The organism is Clostridioides sp. LIBA-7678, assembly GCF_056716065.1.
The window spans coordinates 2,937,392-2,950,230 of sequence record NZ_CP196987.1 but is presented as its reverse complement, the minus strand read 5'-3'; the positions used below and the strand labels follow the sequence as shown (position 1 = coordinate 2,950,230).

Annotated in this window: 11 protein-coding genes and 1 other annotated feature; of the genes, 7 read left to right on the top strand and 4 right to left on the bottom strand. The window is 28.4% G+C overall.

The features are described from left to right. Position 1 precedes the first annotated feature (1 nt). From ACTG46_RS13980 to ACTG46_RS13970, 3 genes are all read left to right on the top strand, one after another. Positions 2-526 carry an ECF transporter S component gene (locus tag ACTG46_RS13980; protein WP_054271123.1) on the top strand — a complete coding sequence of 175 codons (525 nt, stop codon included), beginning with the start codon at positions 2-4 and terminating at the stop codon, positions 524-526. Between the two features lie 103 nt (positions 527-629). Then, positions 630-1,448 (top strand): helix-turn-helix domain-containing protein, encoded by an 819-nt coding sequence (locus tag ACTG46_RS13975; RefSeq protein ID WP_054277228.1) that lies wholly within the window; start codon positions 630-632, stop codon positions 1,446-1,448. Between the two features lie 78 nt (positions 1,449-1,526). Then, positions 1,527-1,838 (top strand): antibiotic biosynthesis monooxygenase family protein, encoded by a 312-nt coding sequence (locus tag ACTG46_RS13970; protein WP_219673232.1) that lies wholly within the window; start codon positions 1,527-1,529, stop codon positions 1,836-1,838. Between the two features lie 99 nt (positions 1,839-1,937). Here ACTG46_RS13970 and ACTG46_RS13965 read toward each other — a convergent pair whose 3' ends face one another. Both ACTG46_RS13965 and recX read right to left on the bottom strand, forming a co-directional pair. Then, positions 1,938-3,941, bottom strand: a complete 2,004-nt coding sequence (locus ACTG46_RS13965; RefSeq protein WP_219673234.1) for an alpha-amylase family glycosyl hydrolase — start codon at positions 3,939-3,941, stop codon at positions 1,938-1,940. 152 nt (positions 3,942-4,093) lie between these two features. Beyond that, complete coding sequence (gene recX / locus ACTG46_RS13960) at positions 4,094-4,732, bottom strand: recombination regulator RecX (protein WP_167639594.1); 639 nt, start codon at positions 4,730-4,732, stop codon at positions 4,094-4,096. Positions 4,733-5,007: 275 nt separating this feature from the next. Between recX and nadD the strand changes: the two genes are divergently transcribed. From nadD to leuS, 4 genes are all read left to right on the top strand, one after another. Continuing rightward, entirely contained in the window at positions 5,008-5,697 is a 690-nt protein-coding gene (gene nadD / locus ACTG46_RS13955; RefSeq protein WP_054271118.1) for a nicotinate-nucleotide adenylyltransferase, read from the top strand. Then, positions 5,698-6,270: a bis(5'-nucleosyl)-tetraphosphatase (symmetrical) YqeK gene (gene yqeK / locus ACTG46_RS13950; RefSeq protein ID WP_054277225.1), complete on the top strand. Its 573-nt coding sequence runs from the start codon at positions 5,698-5,700 to the stop codon at positions 6,268-6,270. It abuts the gene before it with no gap. 115 nt (positions 6,271-6,385) lie between these two features. After that, positions 6,386-6,736 carry a ribosome silencing factor gene (gene rsfS / locus ACTG46_RS13945; RefSeq protein ID WP_054271116.1) on the top strand — a complete coding sequence of 117 codons (351 nt, stop codon included), beginning with the start codon at positions 6,386-6,388 and terminating at the stop codon, positions 6,734-6,736. Positions 6,737-6,788: 52 nt separating this feature from the next. After that, positions 6,789-6,979, top strand: a binding site (T-box leader). A gap of 107 nt (positions 6,980-7,086) precedes the next feature. Continuing rightward, positions 7,087-9,507 carry a leucine--tRNA ligase gene (leuS, locus tag ACTG46_RS13940; RefSeq protein ID WP_054277224.1) on the top strand — a complete coding sequence of 807 codons (2,421 nt, stop codon included), beginning with the start codon at positions 7,087-7,089 and terminating at the stop codon, positions 9,505-9,507. 86 nt (positions 9,508-9,593) lie between these two features. On the opposite strand, the gene ACTG46_RS13935 is transcribed toward leuS, so the two are convergent. Next, positions 9,594-10,589 (bottom strand): asparaginase, encoded by a 996-nt coding sequence (locus tag ACTG46_RS13935; RefSeq protein ID WP_054271114.1) that lies wholly within the window; start codon positions 10,587-10,589, stop codon positions 9,594-9,596. Between the two features lie 120 nt (positions 10,590-10,709). Further along, the gene (gene aspD, locus ACTG46_RS13930) at positions 10,710-12,338 is read right to left on the bottom strand and encodes an aspartate 4-decarboxylase (protein ID WP_167639592.1); all 1,629 of its coding nucleotides are present in this window, start codon (positions 12,336-12,338) and stop codon (positions 10,710-10,712) included. Positions 12,339-12,839 lie beyond the last annotated feature (501 nt).

Sequence of the window (12,839 nt, the reverse complement as noted above, 5' to 3'; positions counted from 1 at the left end):
CATGGAAATTATAGCTAAGCAAAAATTTACGACGAAAGACATGGTAGAAACTTCACTATTAATAGCTTTAGTGTTTATTGCAACCAAATTTATAAATATAAGATTGCCAATATCTATAAATGGTGGGCTTGTTCATTTAGGAACAGCAATGTTATTCATATCAGCGATAGTATTTGGAAGTAAGAAAGGTGCTTTATCAGGTGCTATTGGTATGTCACTTTTTGATTTAATATCTGGATGGACTCTATGGGCTCCATTTACTTTTATAGTTAGAGGTATCATGGGTTATTTACTTGGAAAGATTGTATGGGCAAATGGCAAGAATGGAAACAATTTTTTAATAAATGTAATAGGAATAGTTGTTTCATCAATTTGGATGTTGTTTGGATATTATGTAACAGAGGTTATACTTTATGGAAATTTTGTAGTACCTCTTACATCAATACCAGGTAATTTAATGCAAGTATTAATAGGTCTTATAATAGCACTTCCTATTTCTAAAATTTTGAAAAAATGCATGAAATGATAATAAAGTATACTAAAATTTTCTGATAGCATAAATTATATTGTATAATATTAAGGTGAAGTACATAATAATAAAAATATTTTAGGATAGGGGCTAACTCAATATGTTATCAGTTACAAGATATTCAGTTAGAAGTGCTCGTTTAAAGCCATGGGTAAAGTTTATTTGGTATCTTAAGACAGATGAAAATATATTGTTAAACAATAAGTTATTACCAACAGATAGTATAGATATTATTCTTAATCTTTCCGATATTATAAAATATAAAATTGGAAACCAAAACTATACAACTAGTAATATACATTTTAATGGAATAAGAGACAAGTATGGATTTATCATTCAACGTGGAAATATACGTGTTATGGGAATTTCTTTTTATCCATTTGGTCTTTATCCATTTTTAAAGGTACCAATTTCAGAATTTAATGGTCAAATTGTCAATCTAGAACAAGTATCAGATATCTTTGCAAAAAAGTTGGAAGACTCTTTAAATAAAACATCATCAGTAGAAAAGTATGTTTTATATTTAGAAGAAGTGTTATTATCTATACTAGAAGAAGGTTTGATTGAAAATAAATCTGTAAAAATTTTGGATTCATTTATATATGACAATAGGTATAGTAATATAAAATCTTTTTGTGATGATATGAATATAAATATTAAAACTTTGGAAAGAATCTGCTTAAAATATACAGGATATACACCTAAAATTTTAAAGAGAATATGTAGATTTAAAATGGCAAGTAATCAGCTTATTCGTACCTATAAAAATAATGAACTTTTTGATTTTATCTATGAAAATGAGTACTATGACCAAGCACACTTTATAAAAGAATTTAAAGAATTTTCAGGGACATCACCAATTAAATTTATTAGTGAGAATAAGACTATTAAAGAAAATATAAGGTATAGTTACTTGTAATTACACTGTCGATTTTTTACAATACCTCTAATTTAGTTTTTGATATGATATAAGAAAAATAAATTGGAGGTTTTGTATATGAAAATTATTACAGAGATAGTGGAGTTTAGTGTGGAAGAAAACTTGTCAAAAGGGGAGTTTATAGAGATTGTAAATGATTTAGAAATGAAATTTCATTCTATACAACCTGGTTTTATTGATACTGAGCTTTTACATGATGAAAAAAGCCAAAAATGGATTATGATACAACATTGGGATTCTATGGAAGACCTTAAGAATTCTTCTAGTAAGATGTTTAAGGAGTCTTCAACTGAGAAATTTAGAAAAGCTTTAAAAAGTCAAACTGTTAAAATGAACATAATACCACAAATTAAAAGCTGGAAATTATAGTTTTAAATCTAAAAAGTAATTAAACCACAAAAAAATAAATTAGCCAAATAACATTTTGTATTAAAATTGTTATTTGGCTTTTAGTATCTATTTTAATATTTAAATATTGTTATCTAAAAGAACTATTGCTGTACGAGAGGCAATAGGTAGTTTTGAAGATGGTGGGGCTGAGCTAAAATAGACATTATAGTCTAGTAAGTTTTCTTTTTTTGTGTTTCCTCCAAATTCTATCATATCAGTGCTTAGTACTGTCTTGTAGTTTGTATTTTGAAATTTTGAAATATCAACTGACTGTATTAGATTAGGGTGGAAATTAAATATAAATAAATATTTGCCTTTACTGTATACTAAAAGTTTTTTATCATTATCCATATGTATAAGTTCGTAGCCATTTTGGATAAAAACATCACTGTATTTTGTAAGTTCAAGCATAGCTTTATCAAAGTTTAATAATTGTTTATATTTTAAAGTATCATTTTCTGAAAGGCTCCATTGCCTTCTAGCATACTTATAACTCCAATTGTTTCCTTCTCGTGGAAAATCAATCCATTCAGGATGTCCAAATTCATTTCCCATAAAATTTAGATATCCTTCACCAGCTAGAGAAAAAGTTATTAATTTGATTAGCTTAATTAGAGAGATAGCTCTATTTATAATATGATTATTTGAGTTTATTTCCATGTTCCAGTACATTTCCTTATCAGCTAGCCAAAAAATAATTGTTTTGTCACCAACTAATGCTTGGTCATGAGATTCACAATAACCTATATTTTTTTCACCAGGGCGTCTAGTTGTAAGTTCATACCACATTTTACCCAAATCCCAATTTTCATCAGATAAGTTAGAAATAGTTTTTATCCAAAAATCTGGGACACCCATTGCAAGTCTATAGTCAAATCCAATTCCACCATCTTTTATAGGTATACACATACCAGGCATTCCACTCATATCTTCTGCAATACTTATTGAGCTAGGTTTAATCTCTTTTATCAATTCATTTGCAAATTGGAGATATGTTATAGCCTCAATATCTGTATTCATACTAAAATATTTTTTATAACTATCAAATGAAACTCCAAGACCATGGTTATGATATAACATTGAGGTTACACCATCAAATCTAAAACCATCAAAATGATACTCATCTAACCAAAATTTTATATTTGAAAGTAAGAAATGGATTACTTCAGGTTTACCATAGTTAAAGAGTTTTGTACCCCAAGCAGGATGATTTCCTTTTGGACCTGAGTGGAAGAATTGATGTTCACTTCCATCAAACTCATTTATTCCCTCTAGAGTATTTTTTACAGCATGAGAATGAACTAAATCTAATAAAACAGCAATTCCCATGGAATGAGCAGTATTTATAAGATTTTTTAAGTCTTCAGGAGTACCAAACCTAGAAGAGATTGCATAAAAATTTGAAACTTGATACCCAAAAGATGCGTAATATGGGTGTTCCATAATAGCCATAAGCTGAATAGTGTTATATCCAGATTTTTTTATTTTAGGAAGTATATTTTCAGTAAACTCACTATAAGTCCCAATAGATTCATTTTCAGTAGCCATACCTATATGACATTCATAGATTAGTGGAGAAGTTATGCTTTTTAAGTCAAACTCATTGTCAGTCCAAATAAATGGAGTCTCTGGCTGCCATACTTGTCCATTAAATCCACCAAAATCTTTTTGAATTACTCTTTTTATATATAGTGGTATACGGTCAAATGTTTTTCCATTTGCAATGACTTGTACTTTTACCTCTGACTTATGAGGTAAACTATCTTTGTTGGGAATAAATATTTCCCAATTACCAGAACCAATTTTTTTTAGAGGATGAGATTTTCTATTCCAATTATTAAAGTCACCAATTAATGATAAACTGTCTGCATTTGGAGCCCATTCCCTGTAAAACCATCCATCATTTGTCTGATGAAAGCCATAGTAAAGATGAGCATTTGCAAAAGAACTAAAATCTTTATAATTGGTTAATAATTTTGCTTTAACATCTTCATAATGTTTCATTCGCTTTTTTATATCAGATTCAAATGGCTGTAGGTATACATCAATATCTAAAATTTTAAATCTTTTTTGACTTTTCATTTTGTTTCTCCTCCATAATAAATATTACATCTAAAAAATAATATTTATCTCATACTATCTTCTCTATATAATTGATATATATTATATAATCCTAATAAAAAGCTTAAGCCACCAATGATTAATTTCATAATTTACCTCCTTAGTATTTACACTTATATATCATATTCATCAAAATTTAAAAGTTTGTTTAAAACTCTTTTAATAATATCATAATCAAAGCCTTTATAGGAAAGATGTTGAGAAATTTTTTGATATATTTTCTTTTTATCTTCCTTCTTTACCCTCTCAAACCTTTTCTTTGCTAGATACATAGCATTTTCAAATTCAGTATCCTTATCCAATTCAGACACAGCTTCATCAATTGTACTTCTATTGATACCTTTATTGTATAGATTTTGCTTAATTCTGTTTTTGCCACATCTATTTAAATTAACATTTGTATTAACTATTTTTTGAGCCAATACACTATCATTTACGAGATTATAATTTTTAAGAAAATCTATAACTCTATCAATTATGTTTTCATCAAATTCTGCTGATAACTTTTCTTTTATTTTTTTTTCGGACTGGTCAGCATGAGATAAAATATTTAGTGCTTTATTTTTAGCTTTTATATACATTTCATCATCCAAAATAGGTTTTAACTCCTCTTCATTTATTTCATTCCCTTTTTTTAAGTTGAATGTATAAACAAGTTCTTTAAATATAGCAATAAAAAATTTATCATCTACATAAATATTAACTCTATCATCATTTCTTTTTTGTTGTTCTATCTTAGTAATTATACCCATAAATCCTCCCTTTTTGTATGTAATTATATTAACAAAAGCAACTAATAAAATTTAATAAAAAACTTACATTTATATGTTATATTTTATCAAAATTAAGACAAAATAGTAAAAAGTTATTTTTATTAAAAAGTAAAGTAAAAACATGTTAAATAATTATTTTTTAAAGCATTTTTTATCATATAAATATAATTATATACCAAAAAAAATAAATTATAAGCTTTAAGAAATAAAAAATAATGGTACAATAGTATTATAACATTAAAAGGAGACAAAATATGAAAAGCGAAAATCTAGTTAAGAAGGCGGAGTTGAAAAATACTGAAAAACTAGAGAAATTTAATCGCCATAAAGGCAAAATCAAAATAGGTATATTGGGAGGTACTTTTGACCCTATACATTATGCTCATTTAGCAACAGCAGAGTTTATTAGAGACAAGTATGACATTGACAAAATTATCTTTATACCATCAGGAAATCCACCACATAAGTTATGTATCACTACAGACAAGTATGATAGATATAATATGACACTTCTAGCAACTGAAAGCAATGAAGATTTTTTAGTTTCAAAAGTAGAAATCGAAAGAAAAAAAAGGACTTATACAATAGATACATTAAAATACTTGAAGAAAAAATACAAAAATGCAGATATTTATTTTATAACAGGGGCAGATGCTATTTGTAGTGTTGAAGAGTGGAAAGATGTAAAGAAAAACTTTGAGTTAGCTACCTTTATAGCTGCAACTAGACCAGGAATTAGTTTATTAAGGTCACAAGAGACTATAGAAAAACTAACTAAAAAGTACGATGCTGACATTATAACAGTTTATGTTCCATCACTGGATATATCATCCACATATATAAGGGAACAGCTAAATGAAGGCAAGTCAATACGTTACTTAGTACCCGAAAATGTAGAAAATTATTTATATGAAAATAAACTATATCAATATGGAGATGATTAAATGAACTTAGAGAATATTAACCAGAGACTAAATCAAATGTTACCAGTGGGGAGGCTTAGCCACTCAAAAAATGTTGCAAAATGTGCTGAAAAATTATGTGAGATTTATGGGTGTGACAAAGAAAAAGCTTGTTTAGCAGGAATGATTCATGATTGTGCAAAGTATTTAAGTGATAAAGAAATAGAAGATTATGTAAATAAGTATGAAATATACTTAGACCCAATAGAGGATGGAAATCGCTCTCTATCTCATAGTGTAATTGGGTCATACATATGTCAGTATGAGTTTGGAATAGAAGATGAAGATATTATAAATGCAATCAAATATCATACAACAGGAAGAGAAGATATGTCTCTTTTAGAAAAAATAATTTACATAGCTGATTTAATTGAAGAAGGTAGAAAATTCCCAGTTGTAGATACATTAAGAGAGTTGGCATATGGAGGAAAGCTTGATGAAGCACTTTTAACTTCTTTTAATAATACCTTAATGTTTGTTATTAATAAAAAAGAAGAGATACATCCAAGAACAGTTATGGCAAGAAACTATCTAATTAAACAAAAGTTATTATAAAAAACATACATAAAGGCAAATATATTAATAAATTTAAAATTGACTATGTTACAAAGTCGTATTAATATGTTACAATAACTAAGTGTATTTTAATTAGGAAAGTGAGGAATTTTATATGACAGTGGAACAAATGACAAAAATAGCATATGATGCCATAGAAGATAAACTGGGTCAAGATACAGTTATAATAAATATAGGAAAAGTTTCTAGTTTGTGCGATTACTTTATTATCACTACAGCATCTTCTCAGAGACAGGTAAAAGCTATTGCTGATAATGTAGAAGATGAATTAGCAAAACTAGGACTAGAGCCAAGAGGAAAAGAAGGACAAAGCACTCAAACTTGGGTACTTCTTGATTATGGAGATGTAATGGTTCATGTATTTAATGAGGAAAACAGAGGATTTTATAATTTAGAAAAATTATGGAAAGATGCGCCTTATATAGATATTGACACATTAGCATAAACATGATAATATATGTTATTATAGTTAGAAAATTTCAAAAATTATATTAAATTGAATAGACTAGAGCAGTAAAAGATTATATTTTTTCAGAGAGTTAGTGGAAGGTGAGAACTAATATTATATAACTTTGAACTTACTAGATTGAAATCTATTCTCCATAGCTGGATTAAAAGCTATCTAAGAGAGTCTATATAATGTAGACTAATTAGGGTGGTACCGCGAAGATTTATCCTCGTCCCTAAACGTAAGTTTAGTGATGGGGATTTTTTATTTTCAAGGCATTATTTGGAAATTATAAGTAAATAATATTAAATAAGGTAGTTGAACACAACTAAAATAGGAGGCAAAATATGAGCGTATATAATTTTAAAGAAGTAGAATCGAAATGGCAAAAAATCTGGAAAGACAATAAGCAGTATAAAATGGATACAGCACAAACTGAAAAACCTAATTATTACACATTAGAAATGTTCCCTTATCCATCTGGAAAGATACACATGGGTCATGTTAGAAACTATTCTATAGGTGATGTTGTCGCAAGATTCAAAAAAATGGAAGGGTATAATGTACTTCATCCAATGGGATGGGATTCTTTTGGTTTGCCAGCTGAAAATGCTGCTATAAAACATGGTATACATCCACACAAATGGACAATGGAAAATATAGAAGAAATGAAAGAACAATTAAATTTATTAGGTCTTAGCTATGATTGGGATAAGGAAGTAGCAACTTCAACTCCAGAATACTATAGATTTACTCAAGAGATATTTTTGAAGTTTTTAGAACATGGGCTTGCATATAAGAAAAAATCTTATGTTAACTGGTGTCCTTCTTGTGAGACTGTTCTTGCAAATGAGCAAGTTGTTCAAGGAGCATGTGAGAGATGTAAAGCAACAGTATTAAAGAAAGATTTGGAGCAATGGTATTTTAAGACTACTGAATTTGCAGAAGAATTACTTAATGATTTAGATACATTAGATGGATGGCCAGAAAAGGTTAAAATAATGCAAAAAAACTGGATAGGTAAGAGTACAGGAGCAGACTTAGTTTTTGATATAGATGGAACTGATAAGTCTATGACAGTGTTTACAACTAGACCAGATACAACTTATGGAGTTACTTATATGGTACTTGCTCCAGAACATGAGTTAGTTAAAGAATTGGTTGCTGGTACTGAATATGAAGCAGAAGTTGAAGCTTTCGTTCAAAAAATGCATACAATGACAGAAATAGAAAGAACAGCTGCTGATGTAGAAAAAGAAGGAATGTTTATAGGTAGATATGTTATAAACCCTTTAAATGGTAAGAAGGTTCCTTTATGGATAGCTAATTATGTATTAGTTGAATATGGAACTGGAGCTATAATGGCAGTTCCTGCACATGATGAAAGAGATAGAGATTTTGCTGAGAAATATAATTTAGATATAATAGATGTAATAACAGAAGATAACAAAATAATAAATTCAGAAGAGTTTAATGGATTAGATGCTTCAGAAGGATTTGAAGGAATAATAGATAAATTAGAAAAAGAAGGTAGAGGAAAGAGAACTATTAACTATAGATTAAGAGACTGGTTAGTTTCAAGACAAAGATACTGGGGTTGTCCTATACCTGTAGTTTATTGTGATGAGTGTGGAATAGTTCCAGTTAAAAAAGAAGATTTACCAGTTCTTTTACCAACAGATGTTGAGTTTACTGGAAAAGGTGAATCTCCACTTACTACTTCAAAGCAATTTATGTCAACAACTTGTCCTCACTGTGGAAAACCAGCTAGAAGAGAAGTTGATACTATGGATACATTTGTAGATTCTTCTTGGTATTTCTTAAGATATGTGGATAGTAATAATGAAAGTGAGCCATTTAGTAAAGAGTTAGTTAATAGATGGCATCCAGTAGACCAATATATAGGTGGAGTGGAACATGCTATAATGCACTTATTATATGCAAGATGGTTTGTAAAAGCATTTAAGAGCATGGGTATGGTAGATTTCGATGAGCCATTTAAAAACTTACTTACTCAAGGAATGGTTCTTATGGATGGTTCTAAAATGAGTAAATCTAAAGGCAATACAGTATCACCTATGGATATAATTGATGAGTATGGAGCAGATACTGCAAGACTTTTCGTATTATTTGCAGCACCACCAGAAAGAGATTTAGACTGGTCAGAGCAAGGTGTTGATGGATGTTTTAGATTCTTAAATAGAGTTTATAGATTGGTTGATGAGTTAGCAGATGTAGTTAAAAAGGATGTAGAGTTTGGAGAATTAAATTCTCAAGATAAAGATATGAGATATACTATACATTCTACACTTAAAAAAGTTACTGCTGATTTAAGTGAAAAATTTGGATTTAATACTGCTATATCAGCTCTTATGGAATTAATAAATGATATGTATAAATATAAAGAATTAGATAATATAAATGAAGCAGTTATAAAAGAAGGTGTACAAACTATAGTAACTATAATAGCACCATTTGCACCTCATTTAGGTGAAGAATTATGGACTATGATAGGTAAAGATGGAAGTGTATTTGATATAGACTGGCCTAAGTATGATGAAAAAGCTTTGGTAAAAGATGAAATAGAAGTTGTTGTACAAGTTAATGGAAAAGTTAGAGGAAAATTAACTGTTAACTCAAATATATCTAAAGAAGAAATGGAAAAAGTAGCTTTAGAAGATGAAAAAATAAAAGGATTAGTTGAAGGTAAAACTATAGTTAAAGTTGTTGCTGTACCTAAGAAGTTAGTCAATGTAGTTGTGAAATAAATTAAAACTATAAGATAAAATAAGACCCCTATTACAAATTAATTAAAAATTGTAATAGGGGTTTATTATTTTAAGATTTATTATAATTAACAGTAGATTCCTTTTTCAAAGAAGTCTTTGATTTCATCAAGATTATCAGTTTTCCCAAGTGCTAATATAAGTTTTATTCTAGCTTTTTGACCTGGAAGGTCTCCACCAAATATACATCCAAGATTTTTTAAATCTCTACCAGAACCATAATAACCATAGCTATCAAACACTCTACCTGAGTGGCATCTAGAAACTATAACAACAGGAAGTCCTTTTTCTCTAGCATATTCAACTCCAGAAAGCATATGAGGAGGAATATTACCTCTACCCATTGCCTCAATAACTATACCTTTATATCCACTATCAACAGCAAATCTTATAAAATCTGCATTCTCTCCTACATATGCTTTAAATAAAGCAACTTTAGATTCTACCTTATCAGTATCTATAATTGTTCTATTTACAATATCTCTTGTAAGAACAAGTTCATTGCAGTCAATTATTCCTAATGGACCACTAGTTAAAGATTTAAATGTATTTAAAGAAAGAGTATTTGTCTTAGTAGCCTCAGAAGCTAATAATACTTCGTTATTTAGGACTACAAGAACACCTTTGCCCATAGCATCTTTAGATACAGCAGTACAAACTGAAGCAGATAAATTACTTGAACCATCATATCCAAGCTCAGAGCTACTTCTCATAGCACCTGTGACTATTACGGGTTTAATGTTATCAATTGTAAGGTCTAGAAAATAAGCTGTTTCTTCTAAACTATCTGTACCATGTGTTATTACAACTCCTGTAATATCTTTTCTTGCTAATAAATCATTTACATAATTTTTTAATTCCATCATTCTATAAGGCGTTATATGAGGTCCTGGAATTTCATCAAAGTTAAAGACCTCCACATCTGCGACTTTATCAATATTGGTAACCATTGATAATATTTGTTCCCCCGATAAAGTTGGTATAGCAGCTCCTACTTTATCATCCACTGTCATAGATATAGTTCCACCAGTAAAAACTATGGCAACTTTTTTCTTAATACTCATACTATTCTCTGCCTTTCATAAATAAAATTTATAATTCCGATAGGATTATATCAAAAAAAGTAGCTAAGGTCTACATAAATTCTTTTATTCATATAATTTAGATATTTCAGTGTAATATAACTATTTCTTAGTTTTTTGCCATTCAGTAATGTAACCATTTAGTATTTCTCTGATAGCTTTTCCTATCTTAGTGTAAGCCTCATCATATAAATTTGCTAGAGATATTCTGATTGACCATTCAGGACCATAAAATCCATTTCCACTAAGTAAGACTACAGAATAGTCATTAGCTAATTTATAAAGAACATCCACTGGAGCAGAAATTTTACTTATAAATTTAAATAAATCTTCTCCATAGTTTAATTTAGCCCATTCTTCAATATCAAATTGAGTATAATATGCAGCATTATTTTTACTTTCATTGATTGGAAGCTCTAAAGCTTCAAACAATAGTTTTTGACGTCTATGACAGATACTCATATTAAGTTTTTTGTAGGCATCAACTTTGTCAATTAAGGCAAATGCAGAGAAAAATGCCATTTGTACTTGCTGAGGAGTAGAAAGACCAGCAGTATGATTAAGAGCAACAAGTCTACTATCAGCAACAACTCTTTCCATAAATGAAAGGCTAGAAGGATTAAGACTCATATCACTGTAACGCTTATCTACTGATTTTTTTAATTCTCCAGTTAAATCATTTATTTTCTTATCAAAAACATTTTTTTTATGAAGTGCAAATGTACCAAGTCTCCATCCTGTAACTCCAAAATATTTTGAATAAGAATAAACCCCAACAGTGTTGTAAGGAAGTTTTGACATCAATGATGAAAAGTCTTCTACAAAAGTTCCATACACATCATCTGATATTATCATTAAATCTTTGTTATAATTCTCAATCACATCTATTAGGTTATTACAAGATGTGTCATCCATAGCTATAGATGCAGGATTATTAGGATTAACAACAAATAAAGCTTTAATAGACTTGTCACGAAGTTTTTCTAATTCTTTTTTAGTGTATTGCCATGTATGAGCACCTTTTTCATCAACTGCATTAGCATTTATATTTACAACTTTAAAATCATAACGAGGAAGATTAGGTATTTCAAGATAAGGTGTAAATATTGGAGTCATCAAAGCTATAGTATCACCTTTTTTTAGTAGTTCATTAGCCATTAATGAATCAAAAATATAACACATGGCAGCTGTAGCACCTTCAACAGCAAAAATCTCTACATCACCATATTTACCTGATATATCATATTTCATTTCTTGAACCAAGTAATCATGCACTATTTTTTCCATATGAGGTAACATTCTATCTGGAAGTGGATAGTTATCACCAATAATTCCATCAGCTAGTTCATGAACAAATTCATCTCCATCAAATCCAAGTTCATTTATACCAAAGTTTATAATATCTCTAGCTAAGTATGCTCCAGGCATATCTATATTTTCATTTATAAATTTAAAAAATCTTTCTTTTATACCTTTCTTTTGAGGCATTCCAGCCAAATGACCTAAATCCCAATTAGAACGAGTTTCAGTAATAGCAAAATGACCAAAAGTAAAAAAGGCTTCTCTAGCAGTTGAACAAATCCAATTTGGATTACCACGACCTGCATCAAGTAACTCTCTGTTATTTTCTTTTGCAGTGTATTTTGCAATATCTATTAATTTGTCCTTAAATTCAAAAGGGCTTATTTTTCCATATATGTTTTTGATTTCTTTATAAGTATTATTTTTCATGTTAAATTCCTCCTTATGTAATAAGTTTCACATTTTTATAATAAAATAAACAAGTTAGCAAAATGATTATACTTTAATTATAATAGGTTTATAGAAAAAGTAAAGTATAAAATTAAAATGATTATTCTATTTAACCTTATTAAATATATATTAAAATAAAAAACACCTTTTAATAAAAAATGATTGTTATATAAAAGAAATCTTCAATTTTATTGGTATTTTAGTTTTTTTATTATATTTTATTATTAATGTATAGTTTTCTAATTTTGAATAAAAATAAAGTAAAACTTTCTTTTAAATTGAAGTTGTTTAGTAATATATGTTTATTATTATTTTGTTAACTTTAATAAGATTAAAAAAAGCCAAAAAAATAGTTTGTAAGTAAATAAAATAATATAAAATACAAATTTTAATAAAAAAAATAAAGAATACATTGTTATTTTGATAAAATTGTAAAATATATTTTTAAATTATCATTTAATGTAATTTAAACGAATTGAA

What these genes read in the sequence shown, in the direction of transcription:
- yqeK (WP_054277225.1), top strand. Translation starts at nt 5,698, where the DNA reads ATGAACTTAGAGAATATTAACCAGAGACTAAATCAAATGTTACCAGTG.
- ACTG46_RS13980 (WP_054271123.1), top strand. Translation starts at nt 2, where the DNA reads ATGGAAATTATAGCTAAGCAAAAATTTACGACGAAAGACATGGTAGAA.
- leuS (WP_054277224.1), top strand. Translation starts at nt 7,087, where the DNA reads ATGAGCGTATATAATTTTAAAGAAGTAGAATCGAAATGGCAAAAAATC.
- recX (WP_167639594.1), bottom strand. Translation starts at nt 4,732, where the DNA reads ATGGGTATAATTACTAAGATAGAACAACAAAAAAGAAATGATGATAGA.
- ACTG46_RS13965 (WP_219673234.1), bottom strand. Translation starts at nt 3,941, where the DNA reads ATGAAAAGTCAAAAAAGATTTAAAATTTTAGATATTGATGTATACCTA.
- ACTG46_RS13975 (WP_054277228.1), top strand. Translation starts at nt 630, where the DNA reads ATGTTATCAGTTACAAGATATTCAGTTAGAAGTGCTCGTTTAAAGCCA.
- aspD (WP_167639592.1), bottom strand. Translation starts at nt 12,338, where the DNA reads ATGAAAAATAATACTTATAAAGAAATCAAAAACATATATGGAAAAATA.
- ACTG46_RS13935 (WP_054271114.1), bottom strand. Translation starts at nt 10,589, where the DNA reads ATGAGTATTAAGAAAAAAGTTGCCATAGTTTTTACTGGTGGAACTATA.
- ACTG46_RS13970 (WP_219673232.1), top strand. Translation starts at nt 1,527, where the DNA reads ATGAAAATTATTACAGAGATAGTGGAGTTTAGTGTGGAAGAAAACTTG.
- nadD (WP_054271118.1), top strand. Translation starts at nt 5,008, where the DNA reads ATGAAAAGCGAAAATCTAGTTAAGAAGGCGGAGTTGAAAAATACTGAA.
- rsfS (WP_054271116.1), top strand. Translation starts at nt 6,386, where the DNA reads ATGACAGTGGAACAAATGACAAAAATAGCATATGATGCCATAGAAGAT.